The organism is Thalassobacillus devorans, assembly GCF_900176565.1.
Lineage (GTDB): Bacteria > Bacillota > Bacilli > Bacillales > Halobacillaceae > Thalassobacillus > Thalassobacillus devorans_A.
Genome location: NZ_FXEH01000005.1, coordinates 462,817 through 481,668, shown reverse-complemented (window position 1 = coordinate 481,668; position 18,852 = coordinate 462,817). Strand labels below are relative to the sequence as shown.

Annotated in this window: 17 protein-coding genes; 12 read left to right on the top strand and 5 right to left on the bottom strand. The window is 44.0% G+C overall.

The genetic code is table 11. The features are described 5' to 3' along the window. The first annotated feature begins 149 nt into the window (after positions 1-149). Positions 150-1,373 (top strand): dicarboxylate/amino acid:cation symporter, encoded by a 1,224-nt coding sequence (locus tag B9Y67_RS07180; RefSeq protein WP_085506067.1) that lies wholly within the window; start codon positions 150-152, stop codon positions 1,371-1,373. A gap of 108 nt (positions 1,374-1,481) precedes the next feature. Here the strand turns inward: B9Y67_RS07180 and wecB are convergent, their stop codons facing one another. From wecB to B9Y67_RS07155, 5 genes are all read right to left on the bottom strand, one after another. Next, the gene (gene wecB, locus B9Y67_RS07175) at positions 1,482-2,609 is read right to left on the bottom strand and encodes a non-hydrolyzing UDP-N-acetylglucosamine 2-epimerase (protein WP_085506066.1); all 1,128 of its coding nucleotides are present in this window, start codon (positions 2,607-2,609) and stop codon (positions 1,482-1,484) included. 93 nt (positions 2,610-2,702) lie between these two features. Continuing rightward, positions 2,703-3,818, bottom strand: a complete 1,116-nt coding sequence (locus B9Y67_RS07170) for a glycosyl hydrolase family 8 (protein ID WP_176223928.1) — start codon at positions 3,816-3,818, stop codon at positions 2,703-2,705. Further along, on the bottom strand, positions 3,815-5,095 hold the full coding sequence (locus tag B9Y67_RS07165; protein ID WP_085506064.1) for a glycosyltransferase family 2 protein: 1,281 nt from the start codon (positions 5,093-5,095) through the stop codon (positions 3,815-3,817). Before B9Y67_RS07165 ends, B9Y67_RS07170 begins: the two co-directional genes overlap by 4 nt. Then, positions 5,088-6,818, bottom strand: coding sequence for a DUF2334 domain-containing protein (locus B9Y67_RS07160; protein ID WP_085506063.1), 1,731 nt, complete (start codon positions 6,816-6,818; stop codon positions 5,088-5,090). The genes B9Y67_RS07165 and B9Y67_RS07160 overlap by 8 nt, the downstream gene beginning before the upstream one ends. A 67-nt stretch (positions 6,819-6,885) precedes the next feature. Continuing rightward, the gene (locus tag B9Y67_RS07155) at positions 6,886-8,496 is read right to left on the bottom strand and encodes a DUF2334 domain-containing protein (protein WP_085506062.1); all 1,611 of its coding nucleotides are present in this window, start codon (positions 8,494-8,496) and stop codon (positions 6,886-6,888) included. Positions 8,497-8,697: 201 nt separating this feature from the next. Here B9Y67_RS07155 and B9Y67_RS07150 point away from each other — a divergent pair, with 201 nt between their 5' ends. The 11 genes from B9Y67_RS07150 (at position 8,698) to dhaK (ending at position 18,848) form a co-directional block, all read left to right on the top strand. After that, positions 8,698-9,186, top strand: coding sequence for a VanZ family protein (locus tag B9Y67_RS07150; protein ID WP_139823749.1), 489 nt, complete (start codon positions 8,698-8,700; stop codon positions 9,184-9,186). Positions 9,187-9,356: 170 nt separating this feature from the next. Next, on the top strand, positions 9,357-10,151 hold the full coding sequence (locus tag B9Y67_RS07145; RefSeq protein WP_254901737.1) for a sulfite exporter TauE/SafE family protein: 795 nt from the start codon (positions 9,357-9,359) through the stop codon (positions 10,149-10,151). A 102-nt stretch (positions 10,152-10,253) separates the two neighbouring features. Beyond that, the gene (locus tag B9Y67_RS07140) at positions 10,254-11,096 is read left to right on the top strand and encodes a chemotaxis protein (protein ID WP_085506060.1); all 843 of its coding nucleotides are present in this window, start codon (positions 10,254-10,256) and stop codon (positions 11,094-11,096) included. A 147-nt stretch (positions 11,097-11,243) separates the two neighbouring features. Next, positions 11,244-11,510 carry a hypothetical protein gene (locus tag B9Y67_RS07135; RefSeq protein ID WP_085506059.1) on the top strand — a complete coding sequence of 89 codons (267 nt, stop codon included), beginning with the start codon at positions 11,244-11,246 and terminating at the stop codon, positions 11,508-11,510. 345 nt (positions 11,511-11,855) lie between these two features. After that, positions 11,856-12,536, top strand: a complete 681-nt coding sequence (locus B9Y67_RS07130; RefSeq protein ID WP_085506058.1) for a GntR family transcriptional regulator — start codon at positions 11,856-11,858, stop codon at positions 12,534-12,536. After that, entirely contained in the window at positions 12,517-13,419 is a 903-nt protein-coding gene (locus B9Y67_RS07125; RefSeq protein WP_085506057.1) for an acetaldehyde dehydrogenase (acetylating), read from the top strand. The genes B9Y67_RS07130 and B9Y67_RS07125 overlap by 20 nt, the downstream gene beginning before the upstream one ends. Then, the gene (gene dmpG / locus B9Y67_RS07120) at positions 13,416-14,435 is read left to right on the top strand and encodes a 4-hydroxy-2-oxovalerate aldolase (RefSeq protein WP_085506056.1); all 1,020 of its coding nucleotides are present in this window, start codon (positions 13,416-13,418) and stop codon (positions 14,433-14,435) included. Before B9Y67_RS07125 ends, dmpG begins: the two co-directional genes overlap by 4 nt. A gap of 122 nt (positions 14,436-14,557) precedes the next feature. Beyond that, the gene (locus tag B9Y67_RS07115) at positions 14,558-15,094 is read left to right on the top strand and encodes a GNAT family N-acetyltransferase (RefSeq protein WP_085506055.1); all 537 of its coding nucleotides are present in this window, start codon (positions 14,558-14,560) and stop codon (positions 15,092-15,094) included. Positions 15,095-15,452: 358 nt separating this feature from the next. Further along, on the top strand, positions 15,453-16,292 hold the full coding sequence (locus tag B9Y67_RS07110) for an MIP/aquaporin family protein (protein WP_085506054.1): 840 nt from the start codon (positions 15,453-15,455) through the stop codon (positions 16,290-16,292). Positions 16,293-16,310: 18 nt separating this feature from the next. After that, positions 16,311-17,804 carry a glycerol kinase GlpK gene (glpK, locus tag B9Y67_RS07105; protein ID WP_085506053.1) on the top strand — a complete coding sequence of 498 codons (1,494 nt, stop codon included), beginning with the start codon at positions 16,311-16,313 and terminating at the stop codon, positions 17,802-17,804. 63 nt (positions 17,805-17,867) lie between these two features. Then, complete coding sequence (gene dhaK, locus B9Y67_RS07100) at positions 17,868-18,848, top strand: dihydroxyacetone kinase subunit DhaK (protein ID WP_085506052.1); 981 nt, start codon at positions 17,868-17,870, stop codon at positions 18,846-18,848. Positions 18,849-18,852 lie beyond the last annotated feature (4 nt).

Genomic DNA, 18,852 nt, shown 5'->3' with positions numbered 1-18,852 from the left:
AATGGGAGCTTAAAATTTAATCAGCTTTTTGTATCCATTTTTTGCTATAATAAGACAGGAAATGAGCGGTTAGGTGGTGAAACGACAAAGTGTGTCTGTGATGCCCGGTTATCTCGGGTGAAAACTATATAGAAAAAGAGGTATTATCTATGAAATTATTAAAAGGCAATTTAATCGGTCAGATTTTTGCAGCCTTTATTTTGGCGATCGCCTTTGGTACATTATTCAGCAATCATACTCATCTTGTACAACCGTTAGGTGATCTTTTTCTTCGGCTGATTAAATTTATTATTATTCCATTAATTCTGTCTACCTTGATTGTTGGAGTAGCCAATTCTGGAAACGTGAAAAACCTAGGTAAATTGGGTGGTAAATCAATTATATATTATTTAACTACCACCTTTCTGGCTGTTTCCATTGGTTTGTTTTTTGCTTTTGTCATTAAGCCGGGCGCGAATCTGGATGTATCCGTTGATTCTGGAGAAACGGTTAAACCTGGTGAAACAGAGGGCATTGTCGATACATTTTTAAATATCGTTCCGACCAACCCTTTCCAGTCACTTGTAGAAGGATCTGTTCTTCAAGTTATCTTTTTTGCTTTATTTATCGGTATTGCAGTTACAAGCTTGGGGGATAAAGGGAAACCAGTATATGACTTCTTTGAATCCTTTGCTCAAGTTATGTACAAGATTACTGCGATCGTCATGAAAGTAGCTCCTATTGGTGTATTTGGTTTAATTGCTCCGGTAGTAGGTGATCATGGGCTGTCCATTTTGGCTCCATTACTGAAAATAATCTTAGCAATGGCTATCGCTTCTATTCTACACGCAATCATTGTCTATTCGATAGCGGTCAAAACGTTTGCCAATATGAATCCGATCAAGTTCTTTAAAGGCATTTCCGAAGCAGCTTTGGTAGGATTCAGTACCTGCAGTAGTGCGGGAACACTTCCTGTGACGATGAAAAATACCCAGGAGAACTTAGGGGTATCTCGGACGACGAGCAGTTTTGTTTTGCCATTAGGTGCGACGATTAATATGGACGGAGCAGCCATCTACCAAGGAATTGCAGTGATGTTCGTCGCTCAATTTTACGGCGTCAACCTGAGTTTTATGGAACTTCTGATCGTAGTCATAACAGCTACGTTAGCTTCTATCGGTTCAGCCGGTGTGCCTGGAGCAGGACTGGTCATGCTGACGATGGTGCTCGCTTCGGTCAATTTGCCATTAGAAGGTATCGCACTTGTAGCAGCAATCGACCGTATTTTAGATATGTTCCGTACAGCCGTCAATGTTGTCGGTGATGCCAGTGCCTGTGTTGTTGTTGATTCTAAGGAGGAAGAAGAAGAAAACGTAGCAACTGCAGCTTCTTAACTTATTAATATTCTTATCTCTATGAAACACTCCGGTCATCCAATGAATGGATGAGCCGGAGTGTTTTTGTTAGCTTTTATCTGAATATTTGAGGAGCTGGGGATAGAATTATATCATCGTAATTTTTTCACTTACTTCTATTGGATATGGCTCTAATATATCTACGATACGCTTGCTCGCAAAACCATCACCATAAGGATTACTTGCTTGACTCATTTTTCTATAGGCTTCTTCATCCTCCAGGAGAAGTTTAAAGTAATAATAAATGTTTTCTTCCTCGATACCCACTAACTTCAATGTTCCAGCAGCAATACCTTCCGGACGCTCGGTAGTATCACGCATAACCAGTACGGGTTTCCCTAAGCTTGGAGCTTCCTCCTGGATTCCGCCGCTATCGGTGAGTATCAAATAGGATCTGGAGAGGAAGTTATGGAAATCTAAAACTTCCAATGGTTCAATGATTCTTATTCTTTCATTATTTCCAAGTATTTTATTTGCTGCTTCCCTGACAACAGGGTTCATGTGGATGGGGTAGATGGCTTTAATGTCGGGATGTTCGTCGACGATCCTCTTGATGGCTTTAAACATATTTTCCATTGGCTCTCCAAGGTTTTCCCTTCGATGAGCGGTAATCATAATCAATCGGCTGTCCGAAGCCCAGTCCAGTTGCTCATGATAGTAATCATCTCTTATTGTGGTTTTCAACGCATCTATAGCCGTATTACCTGTAATATAGATGGATGAGGGATCCTTCCCCTCGTTCACTAAATTATCCCTGGACATTTCTGTAGGGGCGAAGTGATACTGCGCGAGAATTCCAACGGCTTGCCGATTGAATTCTTCCGGGTATGGGGAATTTAGGTTATAAGTCCGTAGCCCTGCTTCTACATGACCCACTGGTATTTGTAAGTAAAAACATGCTAAAGCAGTTACAAAAGTAGTAGAAGTATCCCCATGGACTAAAACGACATCAGGTTTCTCATCTTCAAGGACAGCTTTCATTTTTGCCAGGATATTTATGGTTACATCAAATAATGTCTGTTTGTCTTTCATGATAGATAGGTTATAATCAGGAATGACATCAAATGCCTCCAATACTTGCGTTAACATTTCCCGATGCTGCCCGGACACACATACGACTGTTTCCAAATGATCTCTGGCCTTGAGTTCCTTCACCAGGGGACACATCTTAATTGCTTCTGGTCTGGTCCCGAACACTACCATTATTTTCTTCATATTATCTACCAACTTTCTTTAGAGATTCATCCAGCAGGTAATTGTATAGCTGCTTACATCTATAAAGTGGTAATAAACAGAATTTGGTCGTTTCTATTCTTGCACCCAGCCGATATTTTTGAGCCTTTCAATTGCTAATAGCGGAACAAGGTTATCGAAAATATGGGTGTTTTGTTTTTCGTTGATAGAGTAGGCGCCTTTGTATTTAGACCGGGTGACGCGGAACTCGACCATCCGTTTATAGGCTTTCGTTGCAAGTTCCTTTTCTTCGCTATGAATGGCTTGAAGAATGACGAACCCATAAATAGCCGGAGATTCATAATCAACCATTGCTTCTTTCGTTTCCATACTATATCTGCCATTCAACACACCTCTTTCGCTCAACTGCTGATTGATAAACTCCATTAATTCTTCCGAGCCATAGCCGAGTTGGGATCGATTGATGGCAACAAGCAGTTGATCGATCATGTTTATTTCTTCGTCATATACCATCCGGTTCTTATCTATATGGTAGGTCTTGGGATAAAAGCCATTATGCATCGGCATGTTGTGCAGCACACCCAGTATTTTTTCATAACTGAAAGAAGTCAAATGACCGTTTTCATTTAACAACTCTATCGCTTCCGGATCCAAATAGGAGAGCGTAATCGACTTGGTTTGATAGTCATAGAACCTGTCGTAAAAATCGACCATGACAGATTGAAAGATGAGATGGTCTCCGAGAAACGCCCCGATTTTATCGGCAGTCGTTTGATATTCTGGTTCTTTCCATTTACGATGGGCAGACACCAGCGCTTTGTAGATGCGTAGGTCATCAACCAAGGCGTTGGTGTCTTCCCGGGCGGATCCGTTTTCGGGAAGTTTCCACGTGATGAATCCATCCTTTGACATAAAAGCTTCCGATAGTATTCGGAAGCTTTCTTCAAACCGTTCTTTGTCATCACTTTCAACTGTATATAACATCCATAACCCGAGTGATTCTGATAAGGCTTCTCTTCCTTGAACTTTATCTTCGTCTGCCTCGACCGTTTCCTTCATATAGGTTGCTAGTGCACCATCGTCATTTTTCAACCATTTTTCAATGAACTGAACCGTATCATCGTTGCTGGTTCTTCCAAGTGCTCCCTTGGAAAAGAAAGCAATATTGAAGGCTACTATCAGGATAATCAGCATCATCAGTGTCTTTTTCAACTCCTTCTCACCTATCAAGATGCCGAGCGATTTTCATTCGGCTGCTTTCCTTTGAATCGTTGAGTTTTATACCAGGTGACTTCCTGGCGGAAAAGAACCCGTTTCGTTTCCAGATAAGTGGCATAGATGACGAGCAGGATCCAAAGCTGGGAATAGGTGAAATACATAAACAAAACAACAAAGAAGTTTTTCCAGGTCAGCTGTTTCCTTTCGAAGCTGAGCGCCAGGGTGACCTCTGTTACAAACAACAAAAACCCGAGTATTAACAGAATATAAGAGACGAGCCCGATCGAAAGCTTGAGGTCGAGAAATAGGTTCAGCACAAAAATCGTATGGGATATAATAACCCCAGCGAAAAACAACAAATAGGTGAACAGGAAATAGGTGAGATCGATAGCGATCTTTTTCCTTTTCAGCCGGTGGAACCCAAGCAGATACTTGAGGATTACATACTCATTACCTCTCGCCCAGCGTGTCCGCTGTTTCCACCAAACCCTGATTGTTTCAGGCTCTTGTTCCCATGTGATTGCTGCCGGGAAGAAGCGAATGTGATAGCCGAGGTTGTAAACCCGGAAGCTAAGTTCCGTATCTTCAGACAAAGCCTTTTCATCCCAGCCGCCGAGTTCTTCTAAAATCGAACGCCTGATAGCGAAATTCGTGCCGGGTATCGTACTCATTTTGAACCAGAACCAGCGGCCGGCTTGGGCCAGCCATTGAAAGGTGATCGTTTCGATGTTGATCAGGCGGGTCAAAAGGTTTTGGTTGGCGTTGGTAACCCGGAACTTGCCAACAATTGCTCCTGCTTTTTTATCGTTTTGAATTCCGAGGGCCAGGTTTTTAATTGCGTCGGGCTCCGGGGTATTATCGGCATCGTATACGACAATTACTTCGCCTTGTGAAGCAGCCAAGCCATGGTTCAATGCACCCGATTTTCCTTTTCCTGCGTTAGGCGGTTTCGTATGGACCGCTTTGATTACCGGGTATTTAAGGGCATAAGCATCGGCAATATCACCGGTTGCATCACTCGAATTATCATTGATGACGACGATTTCCAATTTGTTTTTCGGATAATTCAACCGCAGCATCGCATTTAAGGTGTTTTCAATGACTACTTCTTCATTATGGGCAGGGATCAATACACTCACCGTTGGAAAATCTTTTGTCTGTCTGTGCCATTTTTCGCACGTTTTTTTATAATGGAGCATGTGAAGATAGCCGCCCTGCATTAAAAACATATGGTAGAACAGCATGAACCAGATTAAAAACAGCGATATATACAGGAAGATATCAGCCAACTTTATCCCTCCATTCTTCTTTTGCCACGCGTCTGTATGAAACGAAAGTGGAAGTCGTAAAGAATACTACGGCCAGTGCTCCTGTTCCAACCATCACCCAGGTAATCTTATCTATCGTATTTTTAATAAAATAGGTGAAGCTTAGTTTCGAATCAGTTATGGAAGCGATTGCGTTTCTGGATGAGTGTATTTCTCCGTCCTTCGCTGTTATCGTTAGTTTGGATGTGGTGGCCATCGCTTCCTCTTCCTTTAAATCAATCCAGTCAATTTCGGGAAGTGTCTCGAGACGTTCGAGCAGTTCCTTAAATTTGTCTACGCCAAGATACGGGTGATAGAAAACGGATAACATGCCGTCCCTGACAATGAGCTGCTTTTCTGCTTTGGCCATGATGATGTCCATGGCCTCTGTATTATCCGGCTGGACATACCCCAATGTTTCCGGCAATAAGGTCATACCATCAAGCATAGAAGGGTTCGTGATGTAAGGGGTGGAGTCCATCGTTTCCCAATCTTTATCACTCAATTGAAGCTGGCCAACATAAGTTGAATAATGATTAGCAACCGTTTGGTAGCCATTTTGTGACATTGTGTAATGAGGTGCTTCAAAAGCGAGCGGCTTAAGACCGAATCCGCTAAGTTCATGGATACCTTTTGTTATTTTCTCTTCGACATAGCTCTTTTCAAAAGCTTGAAGTTCTTTCAGATATTTTTGATAGTCTTCCTCAGCTTTGAAATCTGCTGGTCCTTTAATAGGGTTTGGGTCATCTGCGCTTTTGTAAATCGGTGAATCATTTCGTACATCCCAAAACTCAAAACCTTCCCCCGTTTCTGTGGCCCGGTACTGGTGGGTATAACCATGCTGGACAACAGTTCCTCCATTTTTTTGCATATATTTCAATACTTCCAGCACCTTCGGGTAGTCCGACATGTGGGAATAAGCACCCGTTTCCGGATTGACATAAACCGGGATGACGGCAATCATATAAGGGATCTCTTTTTCTTTTAACACCTCTGCCACTTGTTTCAGCTTCCTTGGATCGACGAGCGGGTGGATATCTTCGAGGCGGATATATCCCTGATAATGTTGATCATGGGCCTGCTGAAAAACTTCATGAAGCGTTTCCGCTAGAATGATTGATACATTGTAGTCTATCTCGCTGATTCCTACATAATAGTTATTGTCGTTTTTAGTAACCAGCGGGTGAGTGATATGACCACCCTTTGTCCAGGCAAGCACTTCGGAATTTTCATCTGGTTCGATAGCTGATATTTGCTGGATGGAAACTTTGATTTTCTTTTCAGGGTTAGATGCTAAGTACATCTCATTGAATTTTTTTATATCGATCGGTTCGGCGAACGAAAAACGATCTCCTAGCTGTTCATAGTTATAACCTAATGCGACTACAGGACCGTCGAAGCTTTCTACAGCAGCATGGAAACGCTGGGGAAGGTTTTCCTTCACCATTCCCTGGTAAAATAAATGTGTGGTTTCCTCTAAATCTCTTTCTTTAAAGTCCTCTATGGCAACAAATTCTATCTTTTTCGTGAAATGCCCGACTAACATATCCAGCATCCGTTGATACTCATCGACGTCCTCTTCATCATTGGAATAGACGACCAGGACATGGGGAGATTGTTCTTCGCTGCCTTCAGCCAAAGTGAGTATAGGTGGTGCAAGCAACCCAAGCAATATAATCAGTGAGAAAAACAGCGATCGAATCATCAGCTTTCTCCTTTCCTGATGGCGGGAGTGTGGTTCTTAATAAAGAACGAATGTGCGTGAAAAGCTATCATTCTTCTCGTTTGACTTTCAATGTCATGTAGTAAGAGGCTAGAATCATCAATGCTGTAACTGCACCCCCTAAAGATAATGCCAGCCACGGAAAATACATGAGGGAAATACGGTCCATTACGCTTAAGGAATTCAATTGTGATGGATCTTCCGATTGAACAATAGCTTCGTTTTTTTCTGCTAAAATCGGTGCAGGTTTACTGCTTGCAGCTAAATCAATCCATTCCAGATTTGAGATCGTCTCGATTTTATCCAGCATATCTATTAAACCATCGGCACCTAAATAAGGATGATAAAAAGCGCTCATCACACTGTCTCTTGCTAAAGATAATTGCTCCGCCCGCTCAACTACTTCATTAACTGAGTCCGGTTCCCCATCCTGGATGTATCGTAATGTCTCAGGCACCAGTCTCATCCCGTGGATGAAACCAGGACTGGTCAGGAAAGGTGATTCTTCCATGACTCTCCAATTGTTGTCCGTCAGCTGTACTTGGCCGATATAAGTTTCGAAAAATTCTGCTACTGCCTCATACCCCTCTTGGGAAATCGTATAATGAGGCGTTTCGAATGCATATACTTCCAACCCATTCTTTTGCAGTTCGATGATCCCTTGTTTGATACGCGCTTGTATATATCCTTTTTCTGTTAGATCAGACGATAAAGATTTAGCCGGGTTCCAAAATTCAAACCCATCACCGGATTTGCCAACGTCTGTTTGGTCCGTGTATCCATGCAGAATAATCGTAGCACCTGCTTCTCGAAGGTCTTGTAATACATTTGCCAGGCCAGGGGATTCAGATAAATAATAGTTTTCCCCTGTTGATGGATCCTTATAGACAGGTGTTACAGAAATCATGAATGGGATGTTTCTTTTAAGCAGAACATCAGCTGAATCCCGTAAAAGCTTAGGGTCAAGGAGCGGGTTGACATCTTCCAAGCGCATTGCCGCAGGATGAACGTCCTGATGAGGAACATTAAGAATTTCATGCAGGACTTCGCCAAGTAAGATGGTATCCTGAAGTGATAAGTTGTTGTCGGCAAAATAGTAGTTTGATTGATTTTGGATAAACAGCGGAAAAGACTGGTCATCACTTTCGGCAGTAATCCATGTGTGTGAGGTGTCGCTTCCTGTAATATTAAAGATTTGATGCTTTTCTGGCAGCGTAATCGATTCTTCCGAGGAAGGAAGAGATAGCTCATTGATTATCGCAGTATTGTTCATTTTAACGAACGAAAAGTCATTCAATTGCTCGTGGTTATAACCGATCGCTACTTTGACTCCCTGGTATCTGTTAATTAGCTCTATCGTATTGTCAGGGAGGTTTTCTTTTATTTGTCCAAAATAGAAGAGGTGTGTCGTATCGATGAGTTCATTTTCTTTTAAATTCTGGACATTTACGAAATGAACCTGTTGGCTGAAGTGGCTGAGAAGCATGTCCAGACGCCTTTCATGTTCTCCGACTTTGTTATCCGGTGCTGAATATACAACGGTGATGAGGGGTTCCTGACTGGTGTTGGCATTTACTGAACTACTTGTGCTGATCCATACAATCAAAAGAACAAACAGGCATACAAAACCTCCATATCCTAAGATGGATCTTTTGTTCATTAATTACCTCCTATCTACATGCTATGTCGTTTTAAACAAAATAATGTTCTTTAAAAAGAACATTACAACATATTGACTCAAAATACAAGTCAATAGCCAAAATATTCCTAAATAATTATCCTGTATTTACTAAATTTTGGAGAGGCCACACCCCAGGTCCTCCAGATATTGGTATAACGACTTCCTTGAGGGTCTAATCATGTGCTTTTTTGGTTAGCCTTGATGTTAGAAAGGGTGATGGGGATGTGGCTGGATGTACATATGCTATTTGGAATGGACAAGCAGATGCATTTTTTCGCTTACAGCGTTGTCTCGTTATTAGTTGGGGTGATGGTGGTGCTAATTTCAGGTAGGCATGTGGGGAAGCGAAATCTCTCTTATGCATGGATGGTTCTCGTGGCCGTCGGTACATTGGAGGAGTACCGGCAATATTTCGTGCCGAATCGAAGTGCGGAGTTTTTAGATGCGATCGCCAATTTGGTTGGCGTAAGTGCTGGCTTGGCAGTGCCGTTGGTGTTTTATAATATCATGCAGAAAAAGATTCACGTAAAGCCATTTGTTATCTATCATATAGTATTGATTCCGCTGTTACTCGGGCTGCTGTATTTGAACGAACGGCCATTTGTCACATTTGATGCTCCTGTCCAGGAGCGGGTGGAGCGGTTTGTAGCATTTATCGGTTTAGAATAATCTCTTACAAATGCCCTTGCAATGTCATTTACTTGCTAGGGTATTTTTTAGTACTTTAAAGAATTTTAACTTTGTTAAAGGATTAAAGTATAATAAACACTTAGGCTTTCGCCATAAATGCTTGGCGATAAGCCAAGTGTTTCTAATATGATTAAGTTTGACTTCAACATATGGAGATGGTCATCATCGTTATTATCGATTTTTTAATTGGTTTTATCTCTTCATTAGTCGGAGCGATGGCCGGCCTTGGCGGCGGTGTTATCATTAAGCCGGTGCTCGATTTTGCCGGCCATTATGACCTGGCTACTATCGGGGTGCTTTCAGCTGCGACCGTTTTTGCGATGTCGAGTGTGTCCTTGGTTAAATCAGGTCAGCTTGATGTGAATATTGATGTAAAAGTGAGCTCATTGATTGCGGTTGGTTCGATTGCCGGCGGTATTATTGGAAAATGGGTGTTCAACTACTTTGTCGTCAGTCTGGATTTGAACAATACTATCGGTGTCGTTCAATCGACAGTGCTGGCGCTCATTTTATTGCTGATTCTCATTTATTTCAGGTGGAATCATTTTTTCAAAAGTTATGTAATTAGAAATCCGTTGGCAATTCTGGCTGCTGGTCTGGCACTTGGTTTTCTTTCCGCATTTCTCGGAATAGGCGGTGGCCCCTTGAATGTTGCCATTTTGGCGCTTTTATTTTCGATGAATGGCAAGGAAGCGGTCATCAATTCGACCTTTATCATCTTTTTCTCGCAGCTGGCCGCATTGTTATTAGTGGCATTTACATCGGGCTATACCGAGCTGGAACTTTCCATGCTAGGCTATATGATTGCTGGCGGGGTCATTGGCGGTTTTATCGGAAGCAGTCTTTTATACAGAATATCAGAAAAAGTAGTTACGATCGTTTTCACGGTCACTGTCTTTATTGTCATGGTGATTAATGTGTATAATGTGTTTCAGTATTTGTAAGGAATCGTCTGTTTCGAAGACGGTTCTTTTTTAACATGACTATTTTCTGTATGGGAAATCGGTTAAAATTCAAATAATAGAAGTATTCGGAGGAGGCGTGGCATGGTTAAGAAAATAGCGGTAATGATTTTACATGGAGCGGGAACACCGAGCGATAATTTCGCGGAGGAAATTATCCAACATATCCTTAAACGTTTTCAGGAAAAAGTGGGCGAAGATGCCCTGATTTTTGAACCGGTACTTTGGTCCAAGGTGTTCGCATCTGAGCAGGAGCGGCTGTGGGAGCGGGTGCACGTAGATGCCGACCTTGATTACCAGCGGCTGAGGCGATTCACGGTTGAGTTTTTAGCCGATGCGATTGCTTACCAGCCGTCTTCTGTAGAGGACAATAATTACGATAAAGTACACGAGCTGCTTGCAGAGGCTATGAGTAATTTAGAAGAAAAAGCCGGGCCTGAAGCGCCGCTCTGTGTTATCAGCCACAGCCTTGGCTCCGTAATCGCAAGCAATTATCTGTATGATCTGCAACGGAAACAGTCGAATATCGGAACAAGAACATGGCGGAGGATTAAGAACACACCATTGGAAAATGGTGAAACATTAGCAAACTTTTACACGATGGGCAGTCCGCTAGCTTTATGGTCGCTCAGGTTCAGTGAGTTCGGCTTGCCGATTCAGGTACCCGCTCCTAATTTGCCACGTCATCATGCCGGTGTCGAGGGCGAGTGGCTGAATTTTTACGATAAAGACGACATTCTGTCCTATCCTCTGAGAGGATTAAACGAAAATTATCGTGAAGTAGTCACCGAAGATGTAGCGGTTAATGTCGGTGGACTTCTGAGAAGCTGGAATCCCTTCTCCCACAGCCAGTATGACGAGGACAACGAAGTAATTGATCGGATGGTGGACGGGCTCGTGCGTACGTGGCAACAACTTGATAACTGAAATCCTGTCTACCCCGGGTCCTCCAGAATTTGGAGGGCTCCGGGGTGTCGTTGATTATACCCCAGGTCCTCCAGAAAATGGAATTTGTTAGCCGAGGGGGAAATGGGGGAATATAAATGGTAAATGAAAAACAGGAGGATTTTGCCGATGAAAAGAATCCATGCTTATTTTCAAAATGAAGACCAGGCGGAAGGTGTACGAGCGAAGTTGCAGGCATTACGTGCAGACAACATCCTGGTGGAAGAAATGCCGGATGACAACCATGAAATGATTGGGATATTAAAAAGTGTATTCAGTCCAAGAGAAGATGGAGACAAGTATCCGATGCAGGTGCTGACAGCGGATATTGCCGAAGAGGATTACGATCGCGTAGTGGCGATCGTGCATGACAATCATGGACATATAGAGAAGTAAAAGTAAAGCGGGCAGGCTGAGATCTGCTCGCTTTTTTGTGGATTATATGAGACAACCTATGAGTAAGTGAGACAGTAGAAGGCATATGATAGAAGATCTCGAAGGGAAGAGTGACACTTTTGAAATTATGAGAGACAAAATCGAAAATAAGTGAGACACCCTTAGGCTTATATGAGAATAGAAGTCTGTTTATGAGACAAGTAGGACATACACCAGTAAAGGAAATGCGCCCATCCCGTCCGCTTTTCCTTTTTTAAGGTTGACTAACCTCCTTTCCTCCTCTATACTTTTACACAAGATTTGTTAACTGTTAACTTTTCAGAATATTCACAGGGAGATAGACTTATGAAGATTGAAAAGCAGAATATCAGCAATCGAGTACTCGAATACTTACGTAAGCAGATAATTCTCGGACACTTTGAAAAAGGCGACCACCTGGTGGAAGCGACCTTGTCTAAACAACTGGAAGTCAGTCGCGGACCGATCAGGGAGGCGATAGCCAAGCTGGAAGCGGAGAATCTGGTGGAGAAGCATTCCAATGGCAGAACTGTTGTGAAGCGGTTTGACATCATTGATATTCAAAATCTTTATGATAGCCGTATTCTGTTGGAAACACATGCGCTCAAGCAGATTAATCCCGAAATTTTAGAAATGAATAAAAGTAACCTCTATCTTTTTGTTGATCAGATGCAGAAGTCGTATGAGCAAAAACAGAGAGACATCGAATCGGATTTAGCCTTCCACGGCTATCTGGTGAAATTGACGGACAACCATACACTGATTCAGCTATGGAGCTCACTCAAGGAAGTTTTCCGTACGTTGATCGACATCACGAGTGAAGTGACAGAGTCCAAGCAGCAAGAGATCATCGACCAGCATGTCAGCATCGTAGAATCACTGGCTGAAGGGAATGTGGCACAGGCGAACAAGCTGTTAACGGAACACCTGCAGGATGCGTGTCATTATTGTTGTGAAGGAAAGAAATCAAATATAGGGAGAGATGATTATGTCCAATCAGAAAATTAAGTGTGCCATTATCGGCTCCGGTAATATCGGCACGGATCTCATGTACAAATTGCTAAGGAGCGATAAGCTTGAGCTTACTGCGATGGTCGGAATCGATCGTAATTCTAAGGGGTTGGCGCTGGCGAAGGAACATGGGGTGAAGCCGATTTATAACGGGATTGAAGGGCTGGCAGAAGAACCAGAATTAGCAGAAATAGTCTATGAAGCTACTTCAGCAAAAGCGCATGCCTATAATGCGCCGATTTTAAAAAACTTAGGAATGAAAGCGGTTGATTTAACACCGGCAGCGGTAGGGCCTTTTTTGGTGCCATCGGTGAATTTGAAGGAAGAAGAGATTGCTGAGCTGGATAACGTCAACATGGTTACTTGCGGCGGTCAGGCCACTATCCCAATGGTGAAAGCGATTTCTGATGTCGTGAAGGTGGATTACGCGGAAATCGTTGCATCGATCGCCAGTAAAAGTGCGGGTCCTGGAACGCGCCAGAACATCGATGAATTTACGGTTACAACGGCAAAAGCATTGCGTGAAGTCGGAGGAGCCGATGAGTCAAAAGCGATCATTACATTAAATCCGGCAGAGCCGCCAATCTTGATGAGAAACACGATCCATGTTCAAACAGCAGAATCGGCAGATGCCTATCAGGAGGACATTTTGGCTTCCCTGGATTCCATGTTGAAAACGGTGCAGGGTTATGTGAAAGGGTACCGTTTTAAGGCAGATCCAGTCATCAAAGGGAACGTCGTGACAGTCTCTGTGGAAGTGGAAGGAAACGGAGATTTTCTGCCTAAGTACGCGGGCAATTTGGATATCATTACATCAGCGGCTGTGAAAACAGGAGAAGTTATGGCGGCACATATGACGAAGGAGGAAGCAGCACAATGAGCAATCATAGAAAAGTAGTTTTTAATGACGTGACATTGCGGGACGGGATGCATGCCATCTCCCACCAATATTCAACCGAGCAAATCGCTGAACTTACTCAGCTGATTGATGAGTCTGGCGTCGATATCATTGAAGCGACCCATGGCGACGGGTTAGGCGGAAGCTCAATCCAGTATGGTTTTTCAAAAGAATCTGAGGAAGAGATCATCACTACAGCAGTAAAAAATGCTAAGAATGCAAAAGTAGGCGTGCTGCTCCTTCCTGGTATCGGCACAATCGAACACCTCGAACGGGCAAGAGAATGGGGAGCCTCTGTGGTGCGGGTTGCTACGCATTGCAGTGAAGCGGATGTTTCGGAACAACATATCAAAAAAGCGGTAGATTTAGGGATGGACACGGTTGGCTTCCTGATGATGTCGCACCGGTCGACTCCTGAAGATCTACTGGAAGAAGCTAAAAAAATGGAATCTTACGGAGCAGGGACAATTTACGTAGTAGATTCCGCCGGGGCACTGACGATGGATGACACACGGAGAAGGATTGCTCTTTTCAAAGAGAATTTGAGTACGGACATCGGGTTCCATGGACACAATAACTTGTCACTAGGCGTTGCCAACTCCATCGTTGCCTTGGAAGAAGGCGCGAATCGAATTGATACAAGTCTGGCTGGTATGGGGGCAGGCGCTGGGAACACCGCTACCGAACAGCTTGTTGCCGTCATGAACAAAATGGAGATCCCTCATTCGGTAGACTTATATAAAGCGATGGACGCGGCAGAAAATGTGATGAAGCCGATGATGAACCGTCCTGTTCAAATCGATCGGCTGAGTCTGACGTTAGGCTACACGGGTGTCTACTCCAGCTTCCTATTATTCGCAGAACGGGCTGGTAAAGAGTATGGTGTCGATCCTCGTGATATCTTGACAAAAATCAGTGAAATGGGTGCTGTCGGCGGTCAGGAAGACTGGATCATCGGGGTAGCTCAGGATCTTGCAAAAGAGAAAGCGCACGCCTAAAGAAAATGTCCAGGTGAGGAGCCTCCCTTGCCTGGGCATTTTTTGATGCGAAGCCCGCTAAAGGGGGATCGTTTTACAATGGTATAATAGAATTTATCGCGTTTTAATAGAGGAGGAAGAGAATGAAGGGTACCAATATATACATAAGAGCTTTTACAGAAGACGATACCGATGCACTATTACAATTACAGACAGAAAATCGTACATTTTTCGAGGCTTTTGCGATGGACCGGAGCGAAGATTTTTACACAAGAGAAACACAGCTGAAGCGAATAAATCAGTTTGCCGAGGATATTAAGCATGGCAATGGGTATTATATGGGGATTTTCAAAAATAATGACCACCTTCTTGTCGGGACTATCAATCTGTTTTCGGTGTTAAGAGGCTCACTTCAAACTGCTTTTCTCGGTTATTTTCTGGATGAAAAACATAACGGCAGAGGCTACACGACAGAAGCGGTAAAGTTGATAGTGAGGTTCGCTTTTGATGAATTGAAACTACACCGGGTAGAAGCTGGCGTCATGCCTCGTAATATAGCATCGATCCGGGTGCTAGAGAAGGCTGGGTTCCATAAAGAGGGTATTGCAAAAAGTAATGTCAGGATAAATGGCAAGTGGGAAGACCACCAGGTGCTGGCAATCATTAATCCTGCTGATTAGTGATATTTTGTTGAATAAGAGAGACGCCCCCTGCGTTTGTTAGAATAGTGGGCGGGAATGAGTGACAGTTTAGAAGGTAAGAGAGACACTGAATTGCTATTACATTAACATTTGTTTTTTTCATTTCATTAAACCACTTTTTTATTATTTTAAGATTACAAGTCTGAAACTTTTCCGTTAAAAAGTTGACACCGCTTACATAATCGTTTAGATTAATAGATAACAAGTTAACGAAGTGACGGAGAGACGGAGACTCACGCTAAGCAAGTACTTTTCCTTGGGAAAAGTATGTGCTGAGTGTGGGTCTTTTTGTGTTCCCGTTATCTTGTAAATCCAACGAAGAAGGAGTGTAAACCACATGCATGAATTTTTAGCTGAACTGATAGGTACGATGATTCTGATAATTTTTGGTGGCGGAGTGGTTGCTGGTGTTGTATTAAAAAATTCGAAGGCAGAAGGTTCCGGATGGGTGGTCATTACGATCGCCTGGGGTCTTGCCGTTGCTATGGCGGTCTATGCTGTGGGACAATTTTCAGGAGCGCATATCAATCCGGCGGTTACACTAGGGTTTGCTGCGGTCGGTGAGTTTCCTTGGGAAAAGGTGCCGATGTATATCACCGCTCAGATGATTGGCGCATTTATCGGTGGCGTTATCGTATTTTTGAATTACCTTCCTCACTGGAGGAAAACAGAGGATCAGGGTGCCAAGCTGGCGGTATTTTCGACAGATCCAGCCGTCCGCAGTCCTTTTTCCAACCTGGTCAGTGAAATCATCGGTACGTTTGTCCTGTTAATGGGACTGATGTTCATTGGTGCCAATGATTTTACGGATGGATTGAATCCGATGATTGTCGGTGCGCTGATTGTCGCAATAGGGATGTCACTCGGTGGAACAACCGGGTATGCGATCAACCCGGCGCGTGATCTTGGGCCACGTATTGCCCACGCGTTTCTGCCAATTCCAGGGAAAGGTGGATCGGATTGGAGCTATGCCTGGGTGCCGGTCGTCGGACCGGCGATTGGCGGTATATATGGTGCAGTATTTTACCGGGCTATGTTTTTAGGAGAATTCTCTACATTATTCTGGGTTTTAAGTGCAATCATGGCTGTCATTCTCGTTTCAGCTGCCATGTCTGAATTGAAAGAAGAAAGGACTGCAGCTGATCGTGTCGAAAAGAAAATAGGACAGGTAAATTAATAAAAGGAGAGATGTTATATGGAAAAGAAGTACATTTTATCAATTGATCAGGGGACGACAAGTTCACGGGCGATTTTATTTGATGAAGCTGGAACGATCGTAGGTACCGGGCAAAAGGAGTTCGAACAGTTTTTTCCGAAACCGGGCTGGGTCGAGCATGATGCTAACGAGATCTGGACTTCCGTGCTTGCCTGTATCGCTGATGTATTAAGAAAAACAGATATTGAACCGAGCCAGGTTGCGGGGATCGGGATCACCAACCAGCGAGAAACGACTGTTGTGTGGGACAAAAACACGGGCAAGCCGGTCTATAAAGCGATTGTCTGGCAGTCCCGTCAGACAGAAGGAATCTGTAAAGACCTTCGTGAACAAGGTCATAACGACCTGTTCCGTGACAAAACTGGATTGCTCCTAGATCCTTACTTTTCCGGAACAAAAGTGAAATGGATTCTGGATAACGTTGAAGGCGCACGGGAAAAAGCGGATAATGGCGACCTGCTGTTCGGAACGATCGATTCATGGCTCGTCTACAAACTGACTGGCGGCAAGGTTCATATCACCGACTATTCCAACGCATCTCGTACGCTAATGTTCAATATCTATGACCTGAAGTGGGACGATGAACTGCTTGATATCCTTGGTGTGCCAAAAAGTATGCTGCCAGAAGTGAAGCAGTCCTCTGAAGTTTATGGAAACACCGTCGATTATCATTTCTTCGGCCACGAAGTCCCAATTGCCGGCATTGCTGGGGATCAGCAGGCGGCATTGTTTGGACAGGCTTGTTTTGAAAAAGGAATGGCGAAAAATACGTATGGTACCGGCTGCTTCATGCTGATGAACACAGGAGAAAAAGGTGTGAAGTCCGAGCATGGTCTGTTAACGACATTAGCCTGGGGACTGGATGGAAAAGTCGAATACGCGCTGGAAGGAAGTATCTTCGTTGCAGGTTCTGCAATCCAATGGCTTCGTGACGGGCTGAAGTTGATCGATAGTGCTCCGGAAACCGAAAACATGGCTACATCTGTTGATTCTACGGATGGCGTTTACCTTGTGCCGGCTTTCGTCGGACTTGGTACACCATACTGGGACAGCGATGCTCGTGGAGCGGTATTCGGACTAACCCGTGGTACTTCGAAGGAGCATTTTGTGCGTGCCACACTGGAATCATTGGCCTACCAGACAAAAGACGTACTGGATGCCATGATTGCAGACTCTGAACTTGATCTCAAGAAATTGCGCGTCGACGGTGGTGCTGTCAAAAACAACTTCCTGATGCAGTTCCAGAGTGACATTCTCGGTGTACCAGTCGAGCGCCCGGTCGTTCAGGAAACCACAGCTCTAGGTTCCGCGTATCTTGCCGGTATTGCTGTCGGCTATTGGAAAGATAAAAACGAAATTAAGCAGCAATGGAAGAACGATCGTACGTTTGAAGGAGAAATGGAAGAGAGTAGGCAGGAAGAATTATATAACGGATGGAAAAAAGCGGTAGCTGCTACACGCGAATTCAAGTAAACCATTAATGACAGGCACCTTTTGGTAACAAGAGGTGCCTGATTAAATAGGAGGGGTTAGTAAATGAAAAAAATTATAAATGATCCGAACCAAATCGTAACGGAAATGCTGGATGGACTTGTCGCAGCTTATCCAAACGAAGTGAAGCGGATACCTGATACCACAGTCGTCACAAGAAAAAATTCCCCTATTCAGGGTAAAGTCGGTATCGTAAGCGGTGGAGGAAGCGGCCATGAGCCTGCCCATGCCGGATACATAGGAGAGGGGATGCTCGATGCTGCCGTGGCAGGTGAAGTTTTCACCTCCCCGACTCCAGACCAGGTGTTGGAAGCAATCAAAGCAGTCGATGGAGGAGCCGGGGTATTATTGGTCATCAAAAATTACACCGGAGATGTCATGAACTTTGATATGGCAGCAGAACTTGCGGAAGCAGAGGGCATTGATGTGGCACAGGTTGTCGTCAATGACGATGTCGCCATAGAGGATGTTGACGGTCGCCGTGGAGTTGCCGGGACGATTTTTGTTCATAAAATTGCCGGTGCTAAAGCGGAGGCAGGTGCTTCACTGGAGGAAGTGAAAAACGCAGCGGAAAAGGTTATTGCTAATGTGCGTTCGATGGGGGTTGCGTTGAGTCCATGTGTCATGCCGGCATCCGGAAATCCGAGCTTCGAGCTGGGCGACGACGAAATGGAAGTAGGCATCGGCATCCACGGTGAGCCAGGAACAGAACGGAAGCCTCTTGGTACAGCTGATGAAATCGCTGTTGAACTGACCAATCATATTCTGGAAGATTTGCCTGAAGCTGAAGAAGTTGCCGTGATGGTGAACGGGCTGGGAGCGACTCCGGAAATGGAACTGCACCTGGTCAATCGCAAGGTCCAGGAAATTTTGCAAGAAAAAGGGGTAAAGATCTATAAAACGTTCGTTGGCGAGTACATGACGTCCTTGGAAATGGCAGGATGCTCCGTGACTTTACTGAATTTGGACGATGAAATGAAAGAATTGCTGGACAGCCCATCGAATGCGCCGGCATTTCGAGTTTAAAAAG

Bases quoted from the DNA above. Each gene is read 5' to 3' on its own strand.
- B9Y67_RS07180 (WP_085506067.1), top strand. From the start codon at position 150: ATGAAATTATTAAAAGGCAATTTAATCGGTCAGATTTTTGCAGCCTTT.
- wecB (WP_085506066.1), bottom strand. From the start codon at position 2,609: ATGAAGAAAATAATGGTAGTGTTCGGGACCAGACCAGAAGCAATTAAG.
- B9Y67_RS07160 (WP_085506063.1), bottom strand. From the start codon at position 6,818: ATGATTCGATCGCTGTTTTTCTCACTGATTATATTGCTTGGGTTGCTT.
- B9Y67_RS07155 (WP_085506062.1), bottom strand. From the start codon at position 8,496: ATGAACAAAAGATCCATCTTAGGATATGGAGGTTTTGTATGCCTGTTT.
- B9Y67_RS07145 (WP_254901737.1), top strand. From the start codon at position 9,357: ATGGAGATGGTCATCATCGTTATTATCGATTTTTTAATTGGTTTTATC.
- B9Y67_RS07140 (WP_085506060.1), top strand. From the start codon at position 10,254: ATGGTTAAGAAAATAGCGGTAATGATTTTACATGGAGCGGGAACACCG.
- B9Y67_RS07135 (WP_085506059.1), top strand. From the start codon at position 11,244: ATGAAAAGAATCCATGCTTATTTTCAAAATGAAGACCAGGCGGAAGGT.
- B9Y67_RS07130 (WP_085506058.1), top strand. From the start codon at position 11,856: ATGAAGATTGAAAAGCAGAATATCAGCAATCGAGTACTCGAATACTTA.
- B9Y67_RS07125 (WP_085506057.1), top strand. From the start codon at position 12,517: ATGTCCAATCAGAAAATTAAGTGTGCCATTATCGGCTCCGGTAATATC.
- dmpG (WP_085506056.1), top strand. From the start codon at position 13,416: ATGAGCAATCATAGAAAAGTAGTTTTTAATGACGTGACATTGCGGGAC.
- B9Y67_RS07115 (WP_085506055.1), top strand. From the start codon at position 14,558: ATGAAGGGTACCAATATATACATAAGAGCTTTTACAGAAGACGATACC.
- B9Y67_RS07110 (WP_085506054.1), top strand. From the start codon at position 15,453: ATGCATGAATTTTTAGCTGAACTGATAGGTACGATGATTCTGATAATT.
- glpK (WP_085506053.1), top strand. From the start codon at position 16,311: ATGGAAAAGAAGTACATTTTATCAATTGATCAGGGGACGACAAGTTCA.
- dhaK (WP_085506052.1), top strand. From the start codon at position 17,868: ATGAAAAAAATTATAAATGATCCGAACCAAATCGTAACGGAAATGCTG.